The sequence below is a fragment of the Streptomyces flavofungini genome (assembly GCF_014650815.1).
Taxonomy (GTDB): Bacteria; Actinomycetota; Actinomycetes; order Streptomycetales; family Streptomycetaceae; genus Streptomyces; species Streptomyces flavofungini.
On the sequence record NZ_BMVR01000009.1, the window covers coordinates 350,098 to 374,748 of the forward strand.

At 73.1% G+C, this 24,651-nt stretch carries 25 protein-coding genes; 19 read left to right on the plus strand and 6 right to left on the minus strand.

The window, feature by feature from the left end:
* Positions 1-12: 12 nt before the first annotated feature.
* The 4 genes from IE274_RS24995 (at position 13) to IE274_RS25010 (ending at position 4,066) form a co-directional block, all read left to right on the plus strand.
* Positions 13-753: an ABC transporter permease gene (locus tag IE274_RS24995; protein WP_190118102.1), complete on the plus strand. Its 741-nt coding sequence runs from the start codon at positions 13-15 to the stop codon at positions 751-753.
* A complete protein-coding gene (locus IE274_RS25000) occupies positions 750-1,430 on the plus strand; it encodes an ABC transporter permease (protein ID WP_190118103.1) in 681 nt (226 codons plus the stop codon). The genes IE274_RS24995 and IE274_RS25000 overlap by 4 nt, the downstream gene beginning before the upstream one ends.
* 122 nt (positions 1,431-1,552) lie before the next feature.
* Positions 1,553-2,518 carry an ABC transporter substrate-binding protein gene (locus tag IE274_RS25005; protein ID WP_190118104.1) on the plus strand — a complete coding sequence of 322 codons (966 nt, stop codon included), beginning with the start codon at positions 1,553-1,555 and terminating at the stop codon, positions 2,516-2,518.
* Between the two features lie 342 nt (positions 2,519-2,860).
* Positions 2,861-4,066 carry a hypothetical protein gene (locus IE274_RS25010; protein WP_229909781.1) on the plus strand — a complete coding sequence of 402 codons (1,206 nt, stop codon included), beginning with the start codon at positions 2,861-2,863 and terminating at the stop codon, positions 4,064-4,066.
* 898 nt (positions 4,067-4,964) lie between these two features.
* Here IE274_RS25010 and IE274_RS25015 read toward each other — a convergent pair.
* Positions 4,965-6,497, minus strand: a complete 1,533-nt coding sequence (locus IE274_RS25015) for a PH domain-containing protein (protein WP_229909782.1) — start codon at positions 6,495-6,497, stop codon at positions 4,965-4,967.
* Positions 6,494-7,009 carry a PH domain-containing protein gene (locus tag IE274_RS25020; protein ID WP_190118106.1) on the minus strand — a complete coding sequence of 172 codons (516 nt, stop codon included), beginning with the start codon at positions 7,007-7,009 and terminating at the stop codon, positions 6,494-6,496. Before IE274_RS25020 ends, IE274_RS25015 begins: the two co-directional genes overlap by 4 nt.
* A gap of 126 nt (positions 7,010-7,135) precedes the next feature.
* Between IE274_RS25020 and IE274_RS25025 the strand changes: the two genes are divergently transcribed.
* The gene (locus IE274_RS25025) at positions 7,136-8,332 is read left to right on the plus strand and encodes an NADH-quinone oxidoreductase subunit D (RefSeq protein WP_190118107.1); all 1,197 of its coding nucleotides are present in this window, start codon (positions 7,136-7,138) and stop codon (positions 8,330-8,332) included.
* A 54-nt stretch (positions 8,333-8,386) separates the two neighbouring features.
* Here IE274_RS25025 and IE274_RS25030 read toward each other — a convergent pair whose 3' ends face one another.
* The gene (locus IE274_RS25030; RefSeq protein WP_190118173.1) at positions 8,387-9,340 is read right to left on the minus strand and encodes an SAM-dependent methyltransferase; all 954 of its coding nucleotides are present in this window, start codon (positions 9,338-9,340) and stop codon (positions 8,387-8,389) included.
* Between the two features lie 172 nt (positions 9,341-9,512).
* Here IE274_RS25030 and IE274_RS25035 point away from each other — a divergent pair, with 172 nt between their 5' ends.
* Both IE274_RS25035 and IE274_RS25040 read left to right on the plus strand, forming a co-directional pair.
* Positions 9,513-10,715 (plus strand): sensor histidine kinase, encoded by a 1,203-nt coding sequence (locus IE274_RS25035; protein ID WP_190118108.1) that lies wholly within the window; start codon positions 9,513-9,515, stop codon positions 10,713-10,715.
* 168 nt (positions 10,716-10,883) lie between these two features.
* Positions 10,884-11,558 (plus strand): response regulator, encoded by a 675-nt coding sequence (locus tag IE274_RS25040; RefSeq protein ID WP_190118109.1) that lies wholly within the window; start codon positions 10,884-10,886, stop codon positions 11,556-11,558.
* Positions 11,559-11,694: 136 nt separating this feature from the next.
* On the opposite strand, the gene IE274_RS25045 is transcribed toward IE274_RS25040, so the two are convergent.
* Entirely contained in the window at positions 11,695-12,804 is a 1,110-nt protein-coding gene (locus tag IE274_RS25045) for a DUF5937 family protein (protein WP_190118110.1), read from the minus strand.
* Between the two features lie 348 nt (positions 12,805-13,152).
* On the opposite strand from IE274_RS25045, the gene IE274_RS25050 reads away from it, so the two are divergent.
* Positions 13,153-13,389 (plus strand): hypothetical protein, encoded by a 237-nt coding sequence (locus tag IE274_RS25050; protein ID WP_190118111.1) that lies wholly within the window; start codon positions 13,153-13,155, stop codon positions 13,387-13,389.
* Here IE274_RS25050 and IE274_RS25055 read toward each other — a convergent pair.
* Complete coding sequence (locus IE274_RS25055) at positions 13,349-14,614, minus strand: threonine aldolase family protein (protein ID WP_190118112.1); 1,266 nt, start codon at positions 14,612-14,614, stop codon at positions 13,349-13,351. The two genes, IE274_RS25050 and IE274_RS25055, sit on opposite strands and share 41 nt — an antisense overlap.
* Before the next feature lie 81 nt (positions 14,615-14,695).
* On the opposite strand from IE274_RS25055, the gene IE274_RS25060 reads away from it, so the two are divergent.
* From IE274_RS25060 to IE274_RS25110, 11 genes are all read left to right on the plus strand, one after another.
* Entirely contained in the window at positions 14,696-15,820 is a 1,125-nt protein-coding gene (locus IE274_RS25060; RefSeq protein ID WP_233103864.1) for a Rossmann-like and DUF2520 domain-containing protein, read from the plus strand.
* On the plus strand, positions 15,817-17,004 hold the full coding sequence (panC, locus tag IE274_RS25065; RefSeq protein ID WP_229909783.1) for a pantoate--beta-alanine ligase: 1,188 nt from the start codon (positions 15,817-15,819) through the stop codon (positions 17,002-17,004). Before IE274_RS25060 ends, panC begins: the two co-directional genes overlap by 4 nt.
* A 103-nt stretch (positions 17,005-17,107) precedes the next feature.
* Positions 17,108-18,862 carry an L-aspartate oxidase gene (locus tag IE274_RS25070; protein ID WP_190118114.1) on the plus strand — a complete coding sequence of 585 codons (1,755 nt, stop codon included), beginning with the start codon at positions 17,108-17,110 and terminating at the stop codon, positions 18,860-18,862.
* Positions 18,863-18,867: 5 nt separating this feature from the next.
* Entirely contained in the window at positions 18,868-19,875 is a 1,008-nt protein-coding gene (nadC, locus tag IE274_RS25075; RefSeq protein ID WP_190118115.1) for a carboxylating nicotinate-nucleotide diphosphorylase, read from the plus strand.
* Positions 19,875-20,681, plus strand: coding sequence for a type III pantothenate kinase (locus tag IE274_RS25080; protein ID WP_190118116.1), 807 nt, complete (start codon positions 19,875-19,877; stop codon positions 20,679-20,681). Before nadC ends, IE274_RS25080 begins: the two co-directional genes overlap by 1 nt.
* A gap of 144 nt (positions 20,682-20,825) precedes the next feature.
* Positions 20,826-21,185: a hypothetical protein gene (locus IE274_RS25085; protein WP_190118117.1), complete on the plus strand. Its 360-nt coding sequence runs from the start codon at positions 20,826-20,828 to the stop codon at positions 21,183-21,185.
* A 110-nt stretch (positions 21,186-21,295) separates the two neighbouring features.
* Entirely contained in the window at positions 21,296-21,994 is a 699-nt protein-coding gene (locus tag IE274_RS25090; protein WP_229909784.1) for a hypothetical protein, read from the plus strand.
* 13 nt (positions 21,995-22,007) lie between these two features.
* Positions 22,008-22,187, plus strand: a complete 180-nt coding sequence (locus tag IE274_RS25095) for a hypothetical protein (RefSeq protein WP_030361024.1) — start codon at positions 22,008-22,010, stop codon at positions 22,185-22,187.
* A 153-nt stretch (positions 22,188-22,340) separates the two neighbouring features.
* Positions 22,341-22,844 (plus strand): BlaI/MecI/CopY family transcriptional regulator, encoded by a 504-nt coding sequence (locus tag IE274_RS25100; RefSeq protein ID WP_190118118.1) that lies wholly within the window; start codon positions 22,341-22,343, stop codon positions 22,842-22,844.
* Positions 22,845-22,853: 9 nt separating this feature from the next.
* On the plus strand, positions 22,854-23,447 hold the full coding sequence (locus IE274_RS25105) for an amino-acid N-acetyltransferase (protein WP_229909785.1): 594 nt from the start codon (positions 22,854-22,856) through the stop codon (positions 23,445-23,447).
* 225 nt (positions 23,448-23,672) lie between these two features.
* Complete coding sequence (locus IE274_RS25110) at positions 23,673-24,011, plus strand: histone-like nucleoid-structuring protein Lsr2 (protein ID WP_030361021.1); 339 nt, start codon at positions 23,673-23,675, stop codon at positions 24,009-24,011.
* Here IE274_RS25110 and IE274_RS25115 read toward each other — a convergent pair.
* Positions 23,990-24,628 carry an SCO3374 family protein gene (locus IE274_RS25115; RefSeq protein WP_190118119.1) on the minus strand — a complete coding sequence of 213 codons (639 nt, stop codon included), beginning with the start codon at positions 24,626-24,628 and terminating at the stop codon, positions 23,990-23,992. The genes IE274_RS25110 and IE274_RS25115 overlap by 22 nt on opposite strands.
* Between the last annotated feature and the right edge of the window lie 23 nt (positions 24,629-24,651).

Here is a 24,651-nt window from a genome sequence, read left to right on the forward strand (position 1 = left end):
GAGGCGGGGCGGGTGAGCAAGCGCGACTGCCTGGTGGCGAACGACTGGATCTGCGGGGAGTACGTCCGTTCCCGCAGCCAGGAATTGATCGACGCGACCGTGGAGCACGTGGCGATCACGGCTTCCTCGGTGGCGATAGGAGTGGCGGTCGCGCTGCCCCTCGCGCTGCTCGCGCGGCGCTGGCGCTTCCTCGCGGCCCCGATTCTCGGCGTGACGACGGTGTTGTACTCGATTCCGTCGCTCGCGATGTTCTCGCTGCTGCTGCCGTTCTTCGGCCTGTCGGCGTCGCTGGTCGTCACGGGCCTCGTGCTGTATTCGCTGACGATCCTCGTGCGGAACATCCTCGCGGGCCTGCAGGCGGTCCCCGATGAAGCCAGAGAAGCCGCCAAGGGGATGGGATACGGACCGCTGCGACTGCTGTGGGAAGTGGAATTGCCTCTCGCACTTCCCGCGTTGCTCGCGGGTGTGCGGATCACCACGGTCTCCACGGTCGCCCTCACCACCGTCGGCGCGATCGTGGACTACGGCGGCCTCGGCACGCTGATCCTCGACGGCCTCGACACCCAGTTCAAGGCGCAGGTGCTCACCGCGTCCGCGCTGTGCGTCGCGCTCGCCATCGCGGCCGACCTGCTGCTCCTCGCCCTCCAGCGGCTCCTGACGCCCTGGACGCGAGCTCATCGAATACGACCGGGCCGCTTCGCGCGCAAGGCGGGCGCGGCCAACAGCGTGGCCAAGGTGGCTGAGCCCGTATGAACGCGATATCCGGTGCCTACGACTGGCTGACCACGTCGGCCAACTGGCAGGGCGAGAAGGGGGTGTGGCACCGGCTCGCCGAGCACCTGTACTTCAGCGGCGTGTGCCTCGCCGTGGCCTGCCTGATCGCGCTGCCGCTCGCCATGCTGCTCGGCCACATCGGCAAGGGCGGCGCGCTCGCCGTGAACATCTCCAACGTGGGCCGTGCGGTGCCCACGCTCGCCGTCCTGATCCTGCTCACGCTCACGCCGCTCGGCGAGCACGGGGACCTGCCGACGCTGATCGCGCTCGTCCTGTTCGCGGTGCCGCCGCTGCTCACCAACGCCTACATCGGCATGCGCGAGGTGGACCGGTCGGTGGTGGAGGCGGCGCGCGGCATGGGCATGAGCGGGCGTCAGCTCTTCGCCCGCGTCGAGCTGCCGCTGGCGTACCCGCTGATCATGACCGGGGTCCGGTCGGCCGCCGTGCAGGTCGTCGCCACGGCGACACTCGCCGCGATGGCGGGGGAGGGGGGCCTCGGGCGGATCATCACGGCCGGGTTCAACCTCCAGAACACCCCGCAGGTCGTCGCGGGCGCCTTCCTGGTGGCGCTGCTCGCGCTGGCAGTGGAGGGCGCGCTGGTGCTCGCCGGGTGGGTCTTCGATCCGATGCGGGGGCGGTCCCGTGTGAGCGAGTGAGTGGCGGGGGGCGCCGTCTGTGGGCTCCGGCCCGCGCGGCTCCGCCGGTGTCGGCTCCGCCTGTTCGGGACGGGGCCCTTCTTGACGCTTGATGTGGAAACTCTCGAAATGGTGGTTCACCGATGAACAGCAGGACGCGTCGCGCGCGACGGATGGCAGGGGCGGCCACGGCCGTCGTGGCGCTGACCGCGGGTCTCACCGCGTGCGGCGGCGACAGCCTGGAGGACGACAAGGGGTCCGACGGCGGCGGCAAGGGCAAGGTCGTGGTGGGCTCGGCGCGGTTCACCGAGCAGAAGGTCCTCGCCGAGCTGTACGCGGGCGTCCTGCGCGACGCCGGGTACGACGCGTCGGTCAAGACCGTGCAGAACCGCGAGGTGTACGAGCCCGAGCTGAAGAAGGGCTCCATCGACGTGGCGCCCGAATACGCCGCCACGCTCACGGAATTCCTCAACCTGAAGAAGAACGGCGCGGACGCCAAGCCGGTCGCCTCCAGCGATCTCGACGCGACCTACGGCCAGCTCACCAAGCTCGCCGACGGGCGCGGTCTGAAGGCACTCCCGGCTGGTGAGGCCGTGGACCAGAACGCCTTCGCGGTGACCGAGGATTACGCCGAGGAGCACAAGCTCAAGACGCTTTCCGATCTTGGAAAGTCCGGCGAGAAGGTCCGCATCGCCGCCGGTGACGAATGCGAGACGCGGCCGTTCTGCGCGCCCGGCCTCAAGAAGAAGTACGGCATCGACGTCTCCGGAATCGACCCCAAGGGCGTCGGCACCACCCAGTCCAAGCAGGCCGTGAAGAACGGCACCGACCAGCTCGTCCTGACGACGACCACCGACGCGACGCTGAAGAACTTCGGCCTCGTGATCCTGGAGGACGACAAGAAGCTCCAGAACGCCGACAACATCCTTCCCGTGGTCAACGAGAAGTCGGCGGGCGACAAGAAGATAGCCGCGGCCCTCGCCAAGGTCACCAAGACCCTCACGACGGACGATCTCATCGAACTCAACCGCAAGGTCGACGCCGAGCGCGAGAAGGAAGCGGATGTCGCCAAGGAGTATCTGGAGTCGAAGGGGCTGATCAAGAAGTAGGTCCCGCGGACGGCCCGGGGGTGCGCTCCGCGCGGTCCCGGGCCAGGCCGAACTCCAGGCCCTCGCGGAGCCTTCGCGGCGGAATGCGGAAGCGGCGCGCGCCGGGTTGCGGAATCCGCGCGGAGGAGATGGAGTGACGCTTCCAGAGGAAGTGGCTCGGCGGGGTGGGGAGTTGTGGTGGGGGTACCGGGAATTTGGCGGGCGGGGCACCAGACTTCGCCTACGCGCGGTAAGTTTCTGGCCATGCCACGTGGACGTCACCGCCATTCCCCACCACTGCACAGGCTGCTTCCTCCGTCGGCGGTCGCAGGCTTCTCCCTCGTCTGCGCCGGCGGCGCCTGGATGTTCTCGGAACCAGTCGTGCTGCGCGGCCTCGCCGCCGCGGCGGCCGCGAGCGCCGTCATCGGCTCCGTCGTCATGCGTCAGTGGGACCGGGCGGCCGGCAAACGGGTCGCTGAGCTGGGCCGGGCCCGGGCCAGCGACGAGTGGCGCTACGACGAGCGGATAGCCGAGGCCGAGTCCGACCTCGAGGAGTCGCGCGAACTGCGCACCAAGCTGGAGGGCAAGCTGCGCTCCAAGCGGGCCGAGCTCGCGGCCCTCCGCAACGAGCACGCGGCGCTGCTGCGGCGGTACGCGACGGCGGAGACCGAGCGCGCCAGCGCCCTCGAAGGACGACGACTGCTGGCCATCGAGGCGACCACGCCTACGCGGGCGTTGCCGCCGGGGGCGGCGGGGGACGGCGGCGAGGCGGGGGCTTCTGCGGCGGGGGACGGGGCTGCGGATTCCGCTTCTTCGGCTGAGTCGGTCGAGGCTGAGCTGTCTGTTGAGTCTGCTGAGGGTGCGCGGTTGGTCGAGTCCGGCGAGGGTGCGTCGCCCGCTGAGGCTGCTTCGTCCGCCGAGGTGGCGGGGCCCGCTGAGGCCCCGGAGTCCTCCGGGACCGCCCGCGTGGCGGTCCGCCCTGGTGCCAGTCCGACGCCCTCGCTGTACGGGCGCGCCAACGACGCGCTCGACCGGCTGGCGCGGGCGGCGACCGTGGCGGGGCCCGCGGTTGCGGATGACGGCCTCGACGCCGGTGAAGTCGCCGACGTAGCCGACGTTTCCCACGGTGCCGATGCCTCCGACGCCGCCGGTGCCCCCGACGACGTGGACGGCGGTGACGGCCAGGGGAAGCCCGCGGCGGCCGACGGGCACGGGCACGAGCGTGCGGTCGCCGGTCACTTCGCGGTTCCCACCGCGGCGGCCGTGGTGCCGCCCGCGCGGGTGCGGCGGCCTGCCGGGGAGGGCGGCTTCGACTTCTTCGGTACGAAGAGCACGTCCGCCAAGAGTGTGGCTCCGGCCGCCCTGGAATCCGTCCAGAACGAGGACCTCGCTGACGTCGTCGGCGAAGAGGCCCTCGCCGTGCACAAGGCCGAGGCCGAGGCCGAGTTCAGGCCGTCGGACGCGGCGACGGACGCCGAGCGGGGGGTCGGCCAGGTCATCGACCTGACGGCCCACGACGAGACGGAGCAGATCGACGTCGAGGGGTTGCGCACCGCACTGCGCGCGTAGCGTTCCCCTGGCCGGGGGCGCCCTGGGCCGACCGCCGCTTGCGCGTCGGCCTTTCCCCCACCCGCCCGCCCGTCGCTGTGGGACGCGGGGCGCCGTCCGGCGCTGGTGGTCCTGCGTGGCCTCGTCGCCGAGTTGCCGTGCGCCCTCCCCCGACCGCCGCTGCGCGACGGCCGATCTCCCACCCGCCCACCCGTTTCTGTAGGACGCGGCGCACCGTTCAGCCCTAGGGCGCTTCTGATGGTTCTTGGTCGGCCGCCAGGGAGATCGTCGGCGCAACGGGAGCTGCCCCGCGAGGTGCTGCTCGCCCCGGCGCCCACACCCGTGACAGCCATCTGACGGTTTCAAGAGCCGTCAGAAACGCCCTAGCCGTGCCCGTGTGCCCGCGTCGCCGAGTTGCCGTGCGCCTTCCGCCGACCCGTTTCTGTAGGACGCGGCGCGCTGCGGGGCGTTGGTGGTGCCGCGTGCCTGCGGGCCGGAGCGGCTGTGTTCCTGCGGGCTAGATCCGCCTCGCACCGCCGGGCGTTGGTGGTGCCACGTGTCCTACGGCCGGAGTCGCTTCACGCCTGCGGGCCAGAGTCGCCTAGCACCGCCGGGCGTTGGTAGTGCCACGCGCCCTACGGCCAGAGCCGCCCCGTGCCCGCGTGCCAGAGCCGCCCCGTGCCCGCGTGCCAGAGCCGCCCCGTGCCCGCGTGCCAGAGTCGCTGCGTGCCTGCGTGCCGGGGTCGCTGCGTGCCTGCGTGCCGGGGTCGCTGCGTGCCTGCGTGCCGGGGTCGCTGCGTGCCTGCGTGCCGGGGTCGCTGCGTGCCTGCGTGCCGGAGCCGCCCCGCGCCCGCGTGCCGGGGTCGCCCCGCGCCCGCGTGCCGGAGTCGCCCCGCGCCCGCACCCGCACCCGCGCCCCTCAACCCCCCACCCCACCCACCATCCACCGATCCGGCAACGCCTCCCGTCGCCCCGTCCGGGACCGTTCCGCCTGGGCGCGCAGGAGTTCTGTGGCCTCCGCCGTGCCCCGTAGCCGTGCTGTCACCGTCTTGTTGGCCCCGGTGTCCACCTTGACGTCGGCGACGTCCTTGAAGCGCTCCCAAGGGCCCTGGGCCAGCCTTACGCTCTGGACCTTCGCGTGCGGGACCAGGGAGAGGCGGCGGCGGAGGAGGCCGTGGCGGGCTGCGAAGACCGCGTCGGTGACCGCGAGGCCGTAGCCGTGCCACCACACCGGGACGCACCAGGCCGCGCGTTTGGGCGGGCGGGAGAGTTCGCTCGCCGCCGGGACCCGGGCCCCGGGCAGGACCTGGGCGATCACCGACTCGGCGAGTGCGCGCGGGGCGACCGGGACCAGCACGCTGTTGGACGAACCGGCCACGTCCAGCTCGACCCGGACCCAGTCCAGGCGGCGCCACAGCATCGGCTCGACGACGTGGACCGTCTGCACGCGCCCCGGCGGCACCGTCTCGTGCGCCTTGTCGAGCAGCCCGTGGTCGATGCGCAGGCCGTCCGGCGACTCGCCCACCCGCCAGTCGTACTCCGCGATGAACCGGCCCACACTGCTCGCGAACGCGCCGCCCAGCATGGGCAGCGCGGTCGCGATGACCGTCCACGCGTTGTGCGTGATCAGCCACAGGAACGTCGGGACGACGAGCGCGGCCACCAGGAGCACCCAAGGCGCGCCGGTCAGGAGCAGCGACACGGCAAGCATCCGGGGCTCCACGTGCAGCAGGTTGCGTACCGGCGCCTCGCCGACCTCGCGGGCCGTCTCCGGGGCGAAACCGGCCGCCCGCGCGAGCAGTTCGGCGCGCAGCGCGGCGGCGTGCTTCTCGTCGAGGTAGGCCAGCTCGTCCTTCTTCTCGGTGCCGACGACGTCCAGTTTGAGCTTGGCCACGCCCACGAGACGGGCCGCGAGCGGCTGGGTCACGTCGACGGCCTGGATCCGGTCGAGCCGGATGTGCGCGGTGCGCCGGAACAGCAGCCCGGTGCGGATGCGCAACTCCGTGTCGGTGACGGCGAAGTGCGTGAACCACCAGCTCAGGAAGCCGTACAGGGCGCCGCCCACGACCACAGCCGTGGCGCCGAGGGCGAGCGTCGTCGTGGTCAGTTCGGACAGGCGGCGCTGCGTGCCGTCCGGGTCGTGGAAGGCCCAGCCGACGAGGATCGCGACGGGCGCCCACGCGCGACGCAGGGGCGTCACGGGGTGCAGCCGCCGCTCCCGTACGTCTTCGGAGGGTGGCGGTACGGAGGATTCCGGGTGCGGCCCGGCTTCGGCGGGCGGTGCGCTGCCGGGATGCGGCGCTGCGGCTTCGGGGGGCGTCGGTGCGTCGGTGGGGTGGGGTACGCCGTCGGGCGGCGGCGCTGCCTCGCGGGCCGGGTCGTCCGCCGCGGACGGCGGCACGCGCGCGGGCGCCCGCGCGTCGTCCTGTTCCCGCTCCCGCGCCCCGCTCACAGCCCCGCCGATCGGGCCTCGCCGAGCTCCGTGAGGCGGTCGCGCAGGCGCTCGGCCTCCTTGGGGTCGAGGCCGGGGATGCGGGCGTCCGTGGCGGCGGCGGCCGTGTGCAGCTGGACGCCGGCCAGGCCGAAGTACCGCTCCACGGGGCCGGACGTGACCTCGACGAGCTGCATGCGGCCGTACGGCACGATCGTCTCCTCGCGCCACAGCACGCCCCGGCTGATGAGGAGGTCGTCGGCCCGCTCGGCGTACCGCCACGACCGCCAGTTGCGTCCGAGCAGCACCCAGCCCCAGGCCGCGAGCGCCAGCGGCAGCGCCGCGAAGGCCGCCCACCCGGGCCCCGCGAACAGCCCGAGCAGCACGCCGAGCGCCACCGCGAGCGGCACCAGCCACACCACGAGCAGCATCCGGCGCATGGTCAGCACTCCGCGCGGCAGCCCGGTCCACACGGGCGGCGCGTGGCGCTCCTCCGTGGTTCCCCCTGGCCCCGACCCCGTCCCGGTCTCCATGCCTCAAGACTACGTAGGGGATCCGACAGCGGTGCGGTCGCGCGTGCGGGATGGGGCGGCGGTGATGCGGGCCCGCGTACGGGATCTGACCGCGGCGCCGCGGCGGACGTACGACAGACTGGGGGCATGAGCCCCACGACGGAGCACACGCCCACGACGCGGCCGCCGCGGACGACGGCACCCGCCGAGACCACGTTCGGCATCGGCGGTGCCGCCGAGAGCACCGACATGGTGCTCAACATCGGCCCCCAGCACCCGTCCACGCACGGCGTGCTGCGCCTGCGCCTCGTCCTCGACGGCGAGCGGATCGAGCACGCGGAGCCGGTCATCGGCTATATGCACCGCGGGGCGGAGAAGCTCTTCGAGGCGCGCGACTACCGGCAGATCGTGATGCTGGCCAACCGCCACGACTGGCTGTCGGCGTTCTCGAACGAGCTGGGCGTGGTCATGGCCGTCGAGCGGATGCTCGGCATGGAGGTGCCCGCGCGCGCGGTGTGGACGCGCACGCTCCTCGCGGAGCTGAACCGGGTCCTGAACCACCTGATGTTCCTCGGCTCCTACCCGCTGGAGCTGGGCGGCATCACCCCGGTCTTCTACGCCTTCCGGGAGCGCGAAGAGCTGCAGAACGTCATGGAGGAGATCTCCGGCGGCCGCATGCACTACATGTTCAACCGGGTCGGCGGCCTCAAGGAGGACCTGCCCGCGGGCTGGACCACGCGCGCGCGGGCGGCCGTCGCCGCGGTGCGCTCCCGCATGGACGTGTACGACCGGCTCGTGCTCGGCAACGAGATCTTCCGGGGACGCACCCGCGGCGTCGGCGTGCTCTCCGGAGAGGCGGTGCATGCCTACGGAGTGAGCGGTCCCATCGCCCGTGCCTCCGGAGTGGACTTCGACCTGCGCCGCGACGAGCCGTATCTGGCGTACGGCGAGCTTGCCGACGTCCTGAAGGTCGTGACCCGCGAGGAGGGCGACTGTCTGGCCCGCTTCGAGTGCCTCCTGGAGCAGACCCACAACGCCCTCGACCTCGCGGACGCCTGCCTGGACCGCGTCGTCGACCTGCCGCAGGGGCCGATCAACCAGCGCCTGCCGAAGGTCCTGAAGGCCCCCGAGGGCCACACGTACGCCTGGACCGAGAACCCGCTGGGCATCAACGGCTACTACCTGGTGTCCAAGGGCGAGAAGACGCCGTACCGGCTGAAGCTGCGCTCGGCCTCGTACAACAACATCCAGGCGCTGGCGGAACTCCTGCCGGGGCAGCTCGTCGCCGACATGGTGGCGATCCTCGGATCGCTCTTCTTCGTAGTCGGTGACATCGACAAGTAGTCGGTGACATCGACGAGCTGTCGGTGATTTTGGTGAGCAGCGGCCTGGGGGCCTTCAGGGCGTGAGTACGTCCTGCAGGTCCAGGTCCACCGGCTGTGCCAGCCAGCCGAAGTCGCCGAGGCCGCCGGGCGCCGTCAGCTCCGCGGCCTCTCCCGCGCGGGCCAGGGCCCGTACGTAGGCGGCCGGGTCGCTGGAGGCGAGGGACAGGGGCGGGCGGTCGCCGGAGACGCCCAGGGCGCGCAGGGCGGCGCGCTGGGTGAGGAGCAGGGCGCCGGGCAGGGCGCACGCGTCCAGGGCGACGTGCGCGGTGATGTCGCGGCTGCCGTCCGGGACGGGCGGCTCCTCGCGGCCCGCGCGGAAGCCCGTCAACGTACCGAAGGGCGGCCGGTTGTCGCGGCTGTGGGCGTAGTCCACGGCGACCGCGAGCCCGCGCGTGAGCGTGGCCAGGGCCGCCGTCCACGCCTCGTCCCGGAGGCGGCCGATCTCCGCGCGCTGGCCCGCCTCCGTGCCGAGCGGCCACCAGCGCGCGAGCCACGCGGCGTCGGGCCCGGCCACCGGGCCGCCGAGTTCCTCGGTGCCGTCGGCGCGTACGAGGACCTGGCGCACCGCGCCGTCGGGCGCCCGTTCGGCCACGTCAAGGGGGACGTTGTCGAGCCACTCGTTGGCGAAGAGCAGGCCGGTCACGTCGGCCGGGGGCGCCGCGCGCCACTCGATCACCGGGTCGAGGCCCTCGGGGCGCTCGGCGCGCTCCACCGCGTACGCGCGCGTGCGTGCCGCCACGTCGGCGGGCAGCGCCGCGAGGACGCCCGCCGTCAGCTCGCCGCGGCCCGCGCCCATGTCCACGAACGCCAGCTCCTCGGGCTGCCCCAGCGCGGCGTCGACGCGGCACAGGAGCCCGGCCACGGCGTCCGCGAACAGGGGCGAGGCGTGCACGGAGGTGCGGAAGTGGCCCGCGGGTCCCTCCGGGCGCCGATAGAAGCCCTCCGGGCCGTACAGGGCCTCCTCCATGGCTTCCCGCCAGCCGCGCGGCGCGCCGCCTGGCGCTCGCGGCGCTCCCCGTACCTCATTCGTCACATCGAGAAGGTTATGCGGGCCTCCACCTTGCGGAGTACGAGGCGGCCGTACGGATCGGACCTCCGGTTGACCCGAGGGGCCCGACGGGTTGCCTACGCTGGGTTACGTGCAGCGCCTCTATGACCTTCTCCGCAGACACCCGACGGGAGTCGACGCCTTCTGGGCCTTCGTCCTGTTCGGGATCTCCGGGCTTGGCGTGGTGGCCGTCTCCGAGGCCGATGGCCGCGATCCGGCCCTCGCGTCGATACCGGTCGTCATCGGCATGTGCGTCGTGGTGGCGCTGCGGCGCCGGTGGACCGACCGGATGCTGCTGCTCGCCGCGGGGATCGGCGTCCTGCAGATGGTCTTCGACGTGGAGCCCGGGCCCGCCAACTTCGCGATGCTCGTGATCATCTACACGGCGGCCGCGGACGGCCCGCCGTGGGCCTCGCGGTTCGCCCTGGCAGGCGGGCTCGCGGCGGCTCCGCTGTCGCAGCTGCGCTGGCCGGAGGGGGCGTCCGGCGTCTGGGGCAACCTCCTGTTCATGGTGTTCATGGTGGTGCCGTTCGCGCTCGCCTGGGTGCTCGGCGACTCCATCCGCACCCGCCGCGCCTACCTCGCCCAGCTCGAGGAGCGCGCCGACCGCCTGGAGAGGGAGCGCGAGGCGCAGTCCAAGGTCGCGGTCGCCGCCGAGCGCGCCCGCATCGCCCGGGAGCTGCACGACGTCGTCGCGCACAACGTCTCCGTGATGGTGGTGCAGGCCGACGGCGCCGCGTACGTCCTGGACGCCGCGCCCGACCAGGCCAAGCAGGCCCTCGCCACCATCTCCGGCACCGGCCGGCAGGCCCTCGCGGAGATGCGCAGGCTGCTCGGCGTGCTGCGCACCGGCGAGCCCGAGGAGAGCGGCGAGTACGTCCCGCAGCCGGACGTGGAACAGCTCGACGAGTTGATAGAGCAGGTGCGCGGCGCGGGCCTGCCGGTCGACTTCCGGGTCGAGGGCACTCCGCGCCCGCTGCCCAGCGGCGTCGAGCTCACCGCGTACCGCATCGTCCAGGAGGCGCTGACCAACACCCGCAAGCACGGCGGCGAGAACGCCGGGGCGAGCGTCCGGCTCGTGTACTTCGACGACGGCCTGGGGCTGCTCGTCGAGGACGACGGCAAGGGCGCCCCGCACGAGCTGTACGAGGACGGCGGCGCCGACGGCAGCGGCCACGGCCTGATCGGCATGCGCGAGCGCGTCGGCATGGTCGGCGGCACCCTGGACGCGGGCCCGCGTCCAGGCGGCGGATTCCGCATCAGCGCTCTCCTGCCCCTGAAACCCGCACACTGACACCTGTCAGTGCCTGACGCCGTGTACGAGTGCCCTGACAGCGTGTACGTCGGGGCACTCCTGCGCGCATCCCGTGCGCATCCGCCGCTCCACGCCCCCGCCCCGTCCGCGATGATGGACGGACGACCGCTCCATGAAGGCCGTGAAAGGCCGTGAAGGGACTCCTTGATGTCGATCCGCGTGATGCTTGTCGACGACCAGGTGCTGCTGCGCACCGGGTTCCGGATGGTGCTCGCCGCGCAGCCGGACATGGAGGTCGTCGCGGAGGCCGGTGACGGCGTCGAGGCGCTCCAGGAGCTGCGGTCCACGGCGGTCGACGTGGTCCTGATGGACGTCCGGATGCCGAAGCTGGACGGCGTGGAGACGACGCGGCGCATCTGCGCCGACGCCAATCCGCCGAAGGTGCTGATCCTGACCACCTTCGACCTCGACGAGTACGCCTTCTCGGGGCTGAAGGCGGGCGCCTCCGGCTTCATGCTCAAGGACGTGCCGCCCGCCGAACTGCTCGCCGCCATCCGGGCCGTGCACAGCGGCGACGCGGTCGTCGCGCCCTCCACGACGCGGCGGCTCCTCGACCGCTTCGCGCCCATGCTGCCGGGCACCAGCCAGCCGCACCACAAGGAGCTGGAACGCCTCACCGAGCGCGAGCGCGAGGTCATGGTGCTCGTCGCCCAGGGGCTCTCGAACGGCGAGATCGCGGCACGCCTCGTGCTGTCCGAGGCGACCGTGAAGACCCACGTGGGCCGCATCCTGACCAAGTTGGGGCTGCGGGACCGGGTGCAGGTCGTCGTGCTCGCGTACGAGACCGGGCTGGTGCGGGCGGGCGGTGGCGGGACGGGCTGATCCCCTGCTCGGTGGCCGGGGCGGTCTGCTGCTCGGTGGTCGGGACGGTCGGATGCCCGATGGTCGGGGCGGTTTGCTGGCGCGCCCGCCGGGCGGACTTCGCTGACCCCGCGCGGGGGCGGCGCGCCGGATGGCGTCAGCGCAGGACGCCCTCGATGAACTCGCTGCCGAGGCGGGAGACCACACCCAGGTCGAGCTGGTGCTGCACGTACCGCCCGCGGCGGCGCGTCGTGATCAGCTCGGCCTTCTTCAGGACGCTCAGGTGCCGGGATATCTCCGGGGCCGTCATGCCGTGCGCGTCGGCCAGCTCCCCCGTGGTGTACGAACCGCGGGCCAGGTGGCGGCAGAGGCGCATCCGGACCGGGTGGGACAGCGCGGCCATGCGGCGCGTGAGCTGCTCCACGGAGGCGGGGGCGGCCAGGCCGGGGGAGTTCACCGGATACGTGATCGAGGACTGCCAGCCGAACCGGTGCAGGACCAGGAGGTGCGGCCAGCCGAGGCTGGTCGGCACCAGGACCAGGCCGCCGTCGCCCGTCCTGGTGTGGCCCACGGCCATCTTGTCGATGGTGATCCTGCGGGCGTCCTCGTCCAGGACCACCGCTCCGGAGATGGCGTTCAGCGCCTCGCCCAGGCCCTTGCGGCGCAGCAGCTCCGTCTTGTGCCGGGCGTCCGCGGCGAGCTGATGGCTGACCCGCGACCAGGTGTCCGCGAAGAACGCCTCGTCGCAGTCCTCCATGAGCTGCCGGAACCAGGCGCGCACGGCGGGCGGGTCGTCGAGCAGCCGCTTGGTGAACCGCACCTGGTGGTCACCGCGGGCGGCGGCGAGCTCCAGGGCGTGGCGGCGCATCTCCGGGTCGCTCAGCGGGTCCGTCGCGCGCTGCGTGTCGTACGCCAGCTGGCAGGTGAACTCCAGGGCGGCGTCCACGAACTGCTGGTCCGTGAGCTTGTCCAGGAGGTCGAGCTCCTCGGCGAGGGTGGCACCGGGGAGCGCGGTCTTGCCGGGGATGCCGGCGAAGGGCGCGAAGACGTCCGAGAACGTCGTCCGCCACAGGAAGTCCGCCTCGCACATGCGGTCCGCGAGGCACGGGTCCAGGCGCGTGGAGACAGCCGTCGCCCAGCCCTGCAGCCCCGGGTGGTGACCGGGCTCGGACAGCGCGTGCAGCGCCATGCCCAGCTCGGCGAGGGGCGAGGGCACCACATGGACCCGCTCCGGCGCCAGGCCGGTGATGTCGATGCTCACGCTCATGTCCCCATGGTGCACCGCGGCACTGACATCGCCGTCGCCGATTGACGACTGGCGTCAATCGGCGCGACGTGGCCTGCCGGCCGGGCGCAAGGTGGGGTTGTCGCCGTGGTCCGGCGGCTCGGCGGGCGCCGATGATGTCGCCCCTGACGTGGCCTGATCGTCGGGCTGTGGTGCCCTCGATCGCGCTTCGCGCTCGTCCTCGATCGCCGGCCGGGCTCTCTTTCCCCGTCTCGTCGTCAGCTCCCCGTTGTCCCGTCGTCTCCTTGTCAGCCGTCCGCCGGGCGGGCTGAGTCGCCCTCGCCGTTCGCTGTCCGTTAAGTACCATTTCTCATGAAAGGTCGTTCCGTCATGAGCGTCACCCAGCAGTACCTCCTCGACACCTACCGCGCCGCCCAGCTCGGGGAGCGGACGCCGCCCGCCCCCGGGGCCCACGACTGGCAGGTCGTGCGCGAAGTGCGCGACTACGGGCGCTTCGACGCCGTCGTGCACGAACGTCCGGCGCACGGGCGGGTCCGGGCCGCGCTCGGGCGGCTGCTGCGCGGGCTCAGGGGAGGCGGCGCACGAACTCCTCGACCGCTTCCCTGACGTCGGCGGGCGTCCATTCCAGGCCTGGGCCGGTCACGGTGACCTCCGTGACGGACAGGCCTGGCGGGCCGTCCGGGAACCAGCGCCAGAACAGTTGGGTCCCGGTCTCCTCGGTCTGCGTGAGCGCCGCCTCGTTGAGGACGTCGGGCGCGTACGGCAGCCAGACCTGGAACTGGTGGGTGTGCGGCGGGTCGGGGTGCACCCGTGACCACGGCACCCGTGAGGCGGCGAACCCGTCGCGCAGCGCGTCCGCGACCACGCGTGCGTGGGCGACGTAGTCCGGCAGCCGCGGCAGGACGTGCTTGAGGCCGAGCAGGGCCGACACGGCGGTCGGGAACTGCTGGAACATCAGCCCGCCGTACCGGTGCCGCCAGGCGCGGGCCTCGTCGGTGAGCGACTGCGGCCCGGCGAGCGCGGCGCCCGCGATGCCTTCGAGCGACTTGTAGAACGACACGTACACGCTGTCCGCGAGCGCCGCGATCTCCGGCAGCGGGCGGCCGAAGTGCGGGGTGCACTCCCACAGGCGCGCCCCGTCGAGGTGTACGACGGCGTCCCGTTCGCGCGCCGCCGCCACCACGTCCGTGAGCTCCTGCCAGCTCGGCAGGACGAAACCGGCCTCCCGTAGGGGCAGTTCCAGCATCAGCGTCCCGAACGGCTCCTCGAAGTCGCGCACTTCGTCGGCCGTGGGGGAGCGCGGTTCGTCCGTGGGGTGCACGGTACGCAGACCGCTCACCACGGAGAGGGCGCCTCCCTCGTGCACCTCCGGGTGCGAACGCGGGTGCAGGGCCACGGTCGCGTTGCCCGTGCGCCCCGCCCAGCAGCGCAGCGCGACCTGCTGGGCCATCGTGCCGGTGGGGAAGAAGACGGCGTCCTCCTTGCCGAGCAGCCGCGCGACCTCGTCCTCCAGGTCGGCGACCACGCCGTCGCCGTACATGTCGCTCATCCGGTCCGGGTCCGTGGCGTCGGCCAGGCCTGCCGCCAGCGCCGTGACGCGCTCGGCGAGGGTCACGGTCACGGGGGAGCGGGTCAGGAGGCGTCGGGCGCCCCGGGCTGCGGTGATCCGGCGGGCGCGCTCGTCCGGCCCGGCGGCTTCATCCGGCTCGGCGGACGCGTGCGGTCCGGCGGACTTGTGCGGCTGGGCGGGCTCATGGGGCTCGGCGGACTCGCGCGGTGCGGCAGACTCGTCCGGCTCGGTGGGCTTGTCCGGCTTGTCGTATGCGGTCATCCACAGATCATCGCGCGCGGTCGTACGAATGCCCACAGCCTGTGGACAGCCGACGGCGCCCTGCCGGGCGATAGCGTTAGCATGACGAGAAATCGTCCGGTACCCCGAGCGGACTGGAACGGAAGGCCTCATCGCGTGAACGCATCCCACCGGCCGGAGCAGCGTCCGGAGCCCCGATCGGATCCCAGGGACCGCCCCGCGCGGCTCACCGTGGGCGTCGTCGGCGCGGGTCGCGTAGGCCCGGCGCTGGCGGCGGCACTCCAGCTCGCCGGGCACCGCCCGGTGGCCGCCTCCGGGGTGTCCGACAGCTCCGTGCGGCGCGCCGCCGTCCTGCTGCCCGACGTCCCGCTCGTCTCGCCCGCCCAGGTCCTCGAGCGCGCCGACCTGGTCCTGCTCACCGTCCCCGACGACGCGCTGCCCGGCCTGGTCGAGGGCCTCGCCGAGACCGGTGCGGTGCGCCCGGGACAGCTCCTGGTGCACACCTCCGGGCGGTACGGCACGAAGGTGCTCGAACCCGCCCTGCGCGCCGGTGGCCTGCCCCTCGCGCTGCACCCCGCGATGACGTTCGCCGGCACCCCCGTGGACGTACAGCGCCTGGCTGGCTGCTCCTTCGGCGTCACCGCCCCCGACGAGCTGCGGCTGGCCGCGGAGGCCCTGGTCATCGAGATGGGCGGCGAGCCCGAGTGGATCGCCGAAGAGGCCCGCCCGCTCTACCACGCGGCCCTCGCGCTCGGCTCGAACCACCTGGTCACGCTGGTCGCCGAGGCCATGGAACTGTTGCGGGACGCAGGCGTGGCGGCGCCGGACCGGATGCTCGGCCCGCTGCTCGGCGCGGCCCTCGACAACGCCCTGCGCTCCGGTGACGCGGCCCTGACCGGACCCGTCGCGCGCGGGGACGCGGGCACGGTCGCCGCGCACGTCGCCGAGTTGCGCAAGCACGCGCCGCAGACCGTCGCCGGGTACCTGGCGATGGCCCGCGCGACCGCCGACCGCGCCCTCGCCCACGGCCTGCTCAAGCCGGAACTCGCCGAGGACCTGCTCGGGGTGCTGGCGGGCGGGGTGAACGGGCCGGGCGGCCACGGCGGGCCCGGCCCCGGCCCCGGTGGTCCGGGCGGCCCCGGCAGCCCGAGCGACACGGACGGCTCGGACGGCTCGGACGGCATGGACGGGTTCCGCGGCGACGGCTCGGACGGAGGGGACCGATGAGCGACGAGACGAAGCCCCGGGCGCCCCAGGCCGCGCCCGACATGCAGGACGCCACGGGGGCCCACACCGCCCCCGGGACCACCGGCACCCCGGAGACTCCCGGCACCCCGGGGACCACTGGCACCCCGGGGACCACTGGTACGTCCGGGACCCCCGGCACCCCCCACCCCCCCACCCCCCGCGCCACCCTCCTCCTCCTCCACACCGCCGCCGACCTCCGCGCCCGCACCCCCGTCGGACGCCGCGTCGTCGTCATGACCATGGGCGCCCTGCACGAGGGCCACGCCACGCTGGTCCGCACGGCACGGCAGACGGCCGGGCCCGACGGCGAGGTCGTCGTCACGGTCTTCGTGAACCCGCTGCAGTTCGGCGCGGGCGAGGACCTGGACCGCTATCCGCGTACCCTCGAAGCCGACATCAAGATCGCCTCCCAGGCCGGTGCGGACGTCGTGTTCGCCCCCTCCGTAGAGGAGGTCTATCCCGGGGGCGAGCCCCAGGTCCGCGTCACCGCGGGCCCCATGGGCAGCGTCCTCGAAGGGGCAACGCGCCCCGGGCACTTCGACGGCGTGCTCACCGTCGTCGCCAAGCTGCTGCACCTGACCGCGCCCGACGTGGCGCTGTTCGGCCAGAAGGACGCCCAGCAACTCGCCGTGATCCGCCGCATGGTGCGCGACCTGAACTTCCCCGTGGAGATCGTCGGCGTGCCCACGGTCCGCGAGGACGACGGGCTCGCCCGCTCCAGCCGCAACCGCTACCTGTCGCCGGAGGAACGCCGCACCGCGCTCGGTCTGTCCCGCGCCCTGTTCGCGGGCCGCGACCGGCACGCCGCACAGGAAGCGCTGCGCGCCCGGGCCGCCCTCGACCCCGCCACCCACGCGCGCGTGGACGGCCTCAACGCGCTGGGCGAGGCCCGCGCGGCGGCCGACGCGCACGCTGTCGCCCAGGCCGTCCCGGCGGGACCCGCGGGGCCGGACGCCGTCCGCGCGGCCGCCCGGCAGGTCCTCGACGAGGCCCGCCGCCTGCGACCGCCGCTCGTCCTGGACTACCTGGCGCTCGTCGACCCGGCCGACTTCCAGGAGATCAGCCCCGGCCACCAGGGCGAGGCGATCCTCGCCGTCGCCGCCAAGGTCGGCACGACCCGCCTGATCGACAACATTCCGCTGACGTTCGGAGCCCGCGCATGAGCCCGCGCAGCGGCCCCCGTACGAGCTCCCGCACCGGCCCTCGCGCGAACGCGCGCCCGTGCGGCACCCCCGACACCCGCCCGACCCGGATCGGAGCCCCCGCATGAGTGCCACCGGCATACGGCTGTACGCCCCCGCCCCCGGCTGGTCCCTCGACGCCGACGTCGTGGTCGTCGGCTCCGGAGTGGCCGGACTGACCGCCGCCCTGCGCTGCTCGGCGGCCGGACTGAAGACCGTCGTCGTCACCAAGGCGCGCCTGGACGACGGCTCCACGCGCTGGGCGCAGGGCGGCGTCGCGGCGGCCCTCGGCGAGGGCGACACCCCCGAACAGCACCTGGACGACACCCTCGTGGCGGGCGTGGGCCTGTGCGACGAGGAGGCGGTGCGCATCCTCGTCACCGAGGGCCCCGGTGCCGTACACCGACTGATCGCGACCGGCGCCCACTTCGACGAGTCGGCCGAGGGCGGCCTGGCGCTCACCCGCGAGGGCGGCCACCACCGCAACCGCATCACGCACGCGGGCGGCGACGCGACCGGCGCGGAGATCTCCCGCGCCCTCGTCGAGGCGGTCCGCGCGCGGGGCATACCGACGGTCGAGAACGCCCTCGTGCTCGACCTCCTGACGGACGCCGAAGGACACGCGGCCGGGGTCACCCTGCACGTCATGGGGGAGGGCCAGCACGACGGCGTGGGCGCCGTCCGCGCGCCCGCCGTGGTGCTCGCCACCGGCGGCATGGGCCAGGTCTTCTCCGCGACCACCAACCCCTCCGTGTCCACGGGCGACGGCGTCGCGCTCGCCCTGCGCGCGGGCGCCGAGGTCTCCGACCTGGAGTTCGTGCAGTTCCACCCGACCGTGCTCTTCCTGGGCGCCGACGCGGAGGGCCAGCAGCCGCTCGTCTCCGAAGCGGTGCGCGGCGAGGGCGCCCACCTGGTGGACGCGGACGGCGTGCGCTTCATGGTCGGCCAGCACGAACTGGCCGAGCTGGCGCCGCGCGACATCGTCGCCAAGGGCATCACGCGCCGCATGCAGGAACTGGGCACCGCGCACATGTACTTGGACGCCCGGCACTTCGGCGCCGACATGTGGGCAACGCGCTTCCCCACGATCCTCGCGGCCTGCCGCAGCCACGGCATCGACCCCGTCACCGAGCCCATACCCGTGGCCCCGGCCGCCCACTACGCCTCCGGCGGCGTCCGCACCGACCCGCACGGCCGCACCACCGTGCGGGGCCTGTACGCGTGCGGGGAGGTCGCCTGCACCGGCGTGCACGGTGCGAACCGGCTCGCCTCCAACTCCCTCCTGGAGGGCCTGGTCTACGCGGAGCGCATCGCGGAGGACATCACCGCCCGGCACGCCGACGGCACCCTCCACGCGCGCGTGCCCGCCGACCCGGCGCCCCCGCAGCGGCCCGCCCACCCCCTGCTGCCCCCGGAGGCCCGCTTCACCATCCAGCGGGTGATGACCGAGGGCGCCGGAGTGCTCCGCTCCGCCGCCTCCCTCGCCGCGGCCGCCGACCGGCTCGCCGCCGTCCACGCGGACGCGGCGGGCGCGCTCGCCGAGGACGGCAAGACCGCGGAGCCCGGCGTGGACGCCTGGGAGACCACCAACCTGCTGTGCGTCGCCCGGGTCCTGGTGGCGGCGGCACGGCAGCGCGAGGAGACTCGTGGCTGCCACTGGCGCGAGGACTACGCGGAGCGCGACGACGCGGCGTGGGGCCGCCACATCGTCGTACGCCTCAACCCGGCCCCTCCCGTCTCCCCCCACCGCCCTTCCGACGAGACGCTCCGCGCCGCGCCCCTTGAATTCACCACCCGCACCACCGACACCGCCCGTTTCCCCAGCACCCAGGAGCAGTGACCGACGTGAGCACCACCGACCTCCCCCTCGCCGACGGCAACGGCGGCTGCGGCGACGCCTGTGGCTGCGGCGACGCGGCGCACGACGCGATGGAGTGCGGCCTCGATCCGTCGCTCGCCGGGATGCTGGCGGCCGCGGGCCTCGACCCCGTCCAGGTCGAGGACATCGCGCACCTCGCCATCGCCGAGGACATGGAGTTCTCGCCGGACGCCGTGGACGTCACGACGGTCGCCACCATCCCCGAGGACGCCGTCGCCACCGGCGACTTCACCGCGCGCGAGGCGGGCACCGTCGCGGGCCTGCGGGTCGCCGAGGCCGTCCTGTCCGTCGTCTGCGAGGACGAGTTCGAGGTCGAGCGGCACTTCGAGGACGGCGAGCGCGTCGAGGCCGGTGACGTGCTCCTGAGCGTCACCACCCGCACCCGCGACCTGCTCACCGCCGAGCGCAGCGCGCTGAACCTGATGTGCCGCATGTCCGGCATCGCCACCGCCACGCGCGCGTGGGCGGACGTCCTGGAGGGCACCGGCGCCAAGGTCCGCGACACCCGCAAGACGACCCCGGGCCTGCGCTCCCTGGAGAAGTACGCGGTCCGCGCGGGCGGCGGCGTCAACCACCGCATGTCGCTCGCCGACGCGGCCCTGGTCAAGGACAACCACGTGGTCGCCGCGGGCGGCGTCGCGCAGGCCTTCAAGGCCGTACGGGACATGTTCCCGGGCGTGGCCGTCGAGGTCGAGGTCGACACCCTGCACCAGCTCCGCGAAGTCGTGGACGCGGGCGCCGACCTGATCCTCCTGGACAACTTCACGCCCGGCGAGACCGAGGAGGCCGTCGCCCTCGTCGCCGGCCGCGCCGCCCTGGAGTCCTCCGGCCGCCTCACCCTGGACAACGCCCGCGCGTACGCGGAGACCGGCGTCGACTACCTCGCGGTGGGCGCCCTCACGCACTCCTCGCCGATCCTCGACATCGGCCTCGACCTCCGCGAAGCGCAGGTCTCCGGAGAGGCCGACGGCTGATGCTGCTCACCATCGACGTAGGCAACACACAGACCGTCCTCGGCCTGTTCGACGGCGAGGACGTCGTCGAGCACTGGCGCATCTCCACCGACCCGCGCCGCACGGCCGACGAACTCGCCGTGCTCCTGCGGGGCCTGATGGGCATGCACCCGCTGCTCGGCGACGAACTCGGCGACGGCATCGACGGCATCGCGATCTGCGCCACCGTCCCGTCCGTCCTGCACGAACTCCGCGAGGTCACAAGGCGCTACTACGGAGACGTGCCCGCCGTCCTCGTGGAGCCCGGCATCAAGACCGGCGTCCCGATCCTCATGGACAACCCCAAGGAGGTCGGCGCCGACCGCATCATCAACGCGGTCGCCGCGGTCGAGCTCTACGGAGGCCCCGCGATCGTCGTGGACTTCGGTACGGCGACGACGTTCGACGCGGTGTCCGCACGCGGGGAGTACGCGGGCGGCGTCATCGCCCCGGGCATCGAGATCTCCGTGGAGGCGCTCGGCGTACGCGGCGCGCAGCTCCGCAAGATCGAGCTGGCCCGGCCGCGCAGCGTCATCGGCAAGAACACCGTGGAGGCCATGCAGGCGGGCATCCTGTACGGCTTCGCGGGCCAGGTCGACGGCGTCGTACGGCGGATGGCGCGTGAGCTGGCGGGGCCGGACGCCGCCCCCGAGGACGTGACGGTGATCGCGACGGGCGGGCTCGCGCCGATGGTGCTCGGCGAGGCGTCCGTCATCGACCACCACGAGCCGTGGCTCACGCTGATCGGCCTGCGCCTCGTCTACGAACGGAACGTGTCGCGCGGCTGATCGCGCGTTTCACGCCGTCGGGTGCGTCGCCTCGTCGCCAACTTCTCCCGTCCGCGAGACAACCCGCACCCCCTTCCAAGAGTCTGTGCTGGGAGGGGTTCTGACCGGGTGTCTGGTTGCGGGTGGCTGAAGAGTGTGGGGCGGATGAGGGGCAAGGCACGCCTAGGTGTCGTGGCGGCGGTAGCGGTGGTGTCACTGGCGGGAGGCCCGGCGACGGCGACAGCGACGGCTGCGGACGCCCCGGGGTTCTCGTCCTCGGCGGCCCTGCTCCTGTCGCCGACCCCGCCGACCCCGCCTCCCACGCGGACCGTGCCTCCTACGGAGACCGCACCTCCCACGGAGACCGTCTCGCCCGCCTCGACCACCATCCCGGCCACCCCCGCCCCCACAGGCCGCATGGCCGACACCGGAGCGGGCATCGTCCCCTGGATCGTGGCCGGAGCGGCGGGAGCCCTGGGCATCGGCGCGGTCGCCTTCGCCACCACACGCCGCCGCCCGGACTGACCCGCCGCGGCCGAAGGGCACAACGGCGCACCCGCCAGGTCCCGCACGGCTAAAACGCCACAACACGTCCGTTAAGAGGATTTTGTTCCTCCAGCGCGTATCGTCACCCCATGCCCACGCCATACGGATCCCGGGGCGGCATGGCCTTCGGTGCGCAGGAGCTGCGAGTGCTCCGCCGTGCGCTGGCCCACGCCCTGCACCCCAGCACCGTTCGTGCCCTTGACGACCAGGCCGTGCAGGACTGCGTGCGCCTGGCCGACGACATCGACGAGGCGGTACGCGAGGGCGCCCGGCTGCGCGCCTTCCTGGTGGCCGATCTCGCGCGCTACCGGGCGGCGCTGCCCGGCACCGCGGCCGGGTACCTGGAACTCCTGGAGGACGTCCTCGCGACCGGCTACCGGCCCGGCGCCGACGACCTCGCGGCCCTGCGCGCCCTGCGCGGCAACCCGCACGCGGCCGCGCTCCTCGACCGCTGCCGCACCCTCGCCGAGCAGGGCGTACGAGCCCGCCTCGCGGCAGCCACGGAGGCGACGGCGACGGCAGCGGCGGCCACCGCGAACGGGTGGGCCGAGACAGCCGCGCTCGCACCCCGCCCCACCATTCCCCCTTCCCGCACCCGCCTCCTCGCCCTCCCCGGCGGCCTCACCGCCGCCGACGAGAAGAAGCCCGCGCCCCGCCCCGATCCGCCCGCCGAGCCCCCCGCGGCCCCGCAGGAGCGGCCCCGCCCCGTGCCGACCCCGGCCGAGGTGTTCCCGCCCAAGCGCCCCGCCCCGCCCGCCGCCCCGTCGCAGCGGCTCGCCGCGGGCTAGCTACGCTGGGGGCATGGACTACGTCTCCGCGCTCGTGCCCCCCGTAGTGATGGCCGTGTTCTTCGTCGGCCTCATCGTGACGATCGTCAAGACCCAGGGCGGCGCCAACAAGGCCAAGGAGGACGCCGCCGTCGACGCGGCGATCGCCCGCACCGAGGCCGTCCGGCAGACCACCAAGACCAGCGACGCCTGAGCGGTACGCCTCCCGGCCGCCCCGGGCGGGGCCTGCCGACCCGCCGGCTCCGGCGTACGACTCCCACCGAGTCGTACGCCCTTTTTGTTGCGGAAATGACCGATATGCCACGTCCATCACGCCATTACTGACCTCGCCCACTATTGTTCAGCTGTGCCTCGCCCCTTGGGAGAACTCGAAGACGCAGTGATGACGCGGGTGTGGAAGTGGAACCGCCCCGTGACCGTTCGAGAAGTCCTGGAAGACCTTCAGCAGGAACGGTCCATCGCGTACACGACGGTCATGACCGTTTTGGACAATCTTCATCAGAAGGGCTGGGTGCGCCGCGAAGCGGAAGGCCGGGCCTATCGATATGAGGCGGTCTCCACGCGCGCCGCGTATGCCGCCGCACTGATGAACGACGCCTGGTCGCAGAGTGACAACCCGGCGGCGGCTCTCGTCGCGTTCTTCGGCATGATGTCGCCACCGCAGCGGGAAGCGCTCAGCGACGCCGTTCGCATGGTGGAAGGCGACACGGTTCGCCGCGAAGACGAAGCGGATCGCAGGGCCGAAGCCGAAGCCGAAGCGGATCGCAAGGCCGAAGCCGAAGCCGCGGCCGAACGCGGGGCGGAAGGACCGGAGAACCCCGGCGGCCCCGAGCCCGGGCCCGAACGATAGCGTCCGCTCATGCCAGCTCAGCCCGACGAACTCCCCCCGGCGCCCGGCGAACTCGGGGCGCACGGCACGCTCCCGGCAAATGCGGTCTCCGTGCGCAGGGCCCGCACCGCCGATGTGCCCGCCGTCCGGGACCTGCTGGACTCGTACGTCCGCCGGGCCGTCCTGCTCGACAAAGCGACCGTCACACTTTACGAGGACATCCAGGAGTTCTGGGTCGCGGAACGCGCGGACGGCAACGGCAATGAGGCGACGGTGGTCGGCTGCGGCGCGTTGCACGTGATGTGGGAAGACCTGGCCGAAGTACGCACACTCGCGGTGAATCCACAGGTCAAGGGCGCGGGCGTGGGTCATCAGTTGCTCGGAAAGCTGCTTGAGACCGCTCGTTGGCTCGGTGTCCGGCGGGTATTCTGCCTCACCTTCGAAGTCGACTTCTTCGCCAAGCACGGCTTCGTGGAGATCGGCGAGACGCCCGTCGATACCGTCGACACAGATGTCTACAGCGAGCTGCTGCGTTCCTATGACGAGGGCGTCGCCGAGTTCCTCGGCCTCGAACGAGTGAAACCGAACACCTTGGGCAACAGCCGGATGCTTCTGCATCTGTGATCGTGACCGAGGTATTCCGGGCAGTCACCTGCCCGGGTTCCCTATGTCCGAAACGCGCATGTTTCCCGGGATCTCGTGCAGCCGGTCTCTCCCAGGGGTTTGTGTTTTTCCGGGAAAAGCGGTTTGCTTTCCGACGTACTGCAGTGCTGCATATAACAGGGGGCGGCGATTCGGCGGCTCACCCCGCATGGTCCGGCCCTGAAGTTATCGATGAAAGGAAATCCGGTGGCACAGAAGGTTCAGGTCCTTCTTGTCGATGACCTCGACGGCGGCGAGGCGGACGAGACCGTGACGTTTGCGCTGGACGGCAAGTCGTACGAGATCGATCTCACCACCGCCAATGCGGACAAGCTCCGCGGTCTCCTTGAGCCCTACCTCAAGGGCGGGCGTCGCACCGGCGGCCGTGCCAGCGGCCGTGGCAAGGCGCGCGCCGCTGCCGTGGGCGGCGGCAACCAGGACACGGCGGCGATCCGCGCCTGGGCGAAGGACAACGGCTTCGAGGTCAACGACCGCGGCCGCGTCCCCGCGTCCATCCGCGAGGCCTACGACAAGGCCAACGGCTGACTGCTCGGACGCCGCAGCCGGACCCGGTGGCACTCTGTGGCCGCCGTGTCCACGAGCCGCACGAGGTCGGAGCCCGCGGCGGAGCCGGAATGGGGGTCGGTTCCGCTGCCGTCCGCGGCCAGGACCGCGCACGGCGCCAGGGCGGGCAGCGCCGTCAGTGACGGCAGTGTTCTCTCCACCTCGTGGCCGGGCTCGGGGGGCCGCAGCCAGACGGCGGCCCCCGGCGGACCGAGCACGCCGGGCGGGGTGGGCGCGTCGACGAGACCGCCCGCGCCGATCGCCCTGAGGTCCAGGGGAATGTCTCCCCATTCCAGCCAGTCGAGCAGCCCCGGCAGCTCGTCCGCGCTGCCCGCGGCCACGAAGAGCCGCATCGTCTCCCCGTGCCGGGCCACGGGCGCCCTCGGGCCGAGGTGCCGCAGCGCGGCGAAACCCGCCTGAGCGGGCATTTCCAGTACGTCGAAACGCAGCCCCGTGACGAGCCGGACGTCCGGCCCGGGAGCCACGGCCCAGCCGAGCCCGTTCTCGTACCAGCACCGCACCGCGGCCGGATCCCAGGGACCGGCCGCCGCCGCGCGCGACTCGATCGGCGGCCTGGGGTGAGGAACGCTGAGAGCCATGTTCGGAGCAACAGCACGGGGCA

What these genes read in the sequence shown, in the direction of transcription:
- IE274_RS25000 (WP_190118103.1), top strand. Translation starts at nt 750, where the DNA reads ATGAACGCGATATCCGGTGCCTACGACTGGCTGACCACGTCGGCCAAC.
- IE274_RS25005 (WP_190118104.1), top strand. Translation starts at nt 1,553, where the DNA reads ATGAACAGCAGGACGCGTCGCGCGCGACGGATGGCAGGGGCGGCCACG.
- IE274_RS25010 (WP_229909781.1), top strand. Translation starts at nt 2,861, where the DNA reads ATGTTCTCGGAACCAGTCGTGCTGCGCGGCCTCGCCGCCGCGGCGGCC.
- IE274_RS25020 (WP_190118106.1), bottom strand. Translation starts at nt 7,009, where the DNA reads ATGGAGACCGGGACGGGGTCGGGGCCAGGGGGAACCACGGAGGAGCGC.
- IE274_RS25025 (WP_190118107.1), top strand. Translation starts at nt 7,136, where the DNA reads ATGAGCCCCACGACGGAGCACACGCCCACGACGCGGCCGCCGCGGACG.
- IE274_RS25030 (WP_190118173.1), bottom strand. Translation starts at nt 9,340, where the DNA reads ATGGAGGAGGCCCTGTACGGCCCGGAGGGCTTCTATCGGCGCCCGGAG.
- IE274_RS25040 (WP_190118109.1), top strand. Translation starts at nt 10,884, where the DNA reads ATGTCGATCCGCGTGATGCTTGTCGACGACCAGGTGCTGCTGCGCACC.
- IE274_RS25045 (WP_190118110.1), bottom strand. Translation starts at nt 12,804, where the DNA reads ATGAGCGTGAGCATCGACATCACCGGCCTGGCGCCGGAGCGGGTCCAT.
- IE274_RS25050 (WP_190118111.1), top strand. Translation starts at nt 13,153, where the DNA reads ATGAGCGTCACCCAGCAGTACCTCCTCGACACCTACCGCGCCGCCCAG.
- IE274_RS25055 (WP_190118112.1), bottom strand. Translation starts at nt 14,614, where the DNA reads ATGACCGCATACGACAAGCCGGACAAGCCCACCGAGCCGGACGAGTCT.
- IE274_RS25060 (WP_233103864.1), top strand. Translation starts at nt 14,696, where the DNA reads ATGACGAGAAATCGTCCGGTACCCCGAGCGGACTGGAACGGAAGGCCT.
- panC (WP_229909783.1), top strand. Translation starts at nt 15,817, where the DNA reads ATGAGCGACGAGACGAAGCCCCGGGCGCCCCAGGCCGCGCCCGACATG.
- IE274_RS25070 (WP_190118114.1), top strand. Translation starts at nt 17,108, where the DNA reads ATGAGTGCCACCGGCATACGGCTGTACGCCCCCGCCCCCGGCTGGTCC.
- IE274_RS25080 (WP_190118116.1), top strand. Translation starts at nt 19,875, where the DNA reads ATGCTGCTCACCATCGACGTAGGCAACACACAGACCGTCCTCGGCCTG.
- IE274_RS25085 (WP_190118117.1), top strand. Translation starts at nt 20,826, where the DNA reads ATGAGGGGCAAGGCACGCCTAGGTGTCGTGGCGGCGGTAGCGGTGGTG.
- IE274_RS25090 (WP_229909784.1), top strand. Translation starts at nt 21,296, where the DNA reads ATGCCCACGCCATACGGATCCCGGGGCGGCATGGCCTTCGGTGCGCAG.
- IE274_RS25095 (WP_030361024.1), top strand. Translation starts at nt 22,008, where the DNA reads ATGGACTACGTCTCCGCGCTCGTGCCCCCCGTAGTGATGGCCGTGTTC.
- IE274_RS25105 (WP_229909785.1), top strand. Translation starts at nt 22,854, where the DNA reads ATGCCAGCTCAGCCCGACGAACTCCCCCCGGCGCCCGGCGAACTCGGG.
- IE274_RS25115 (WP_190118119.1), bottom strand. Translation starts at nt 24,628, where the DNA reads ATGGCTCTCAGCGTTCCTCACCCCAGGCCGCCGATCGAGTCGCGCGCG.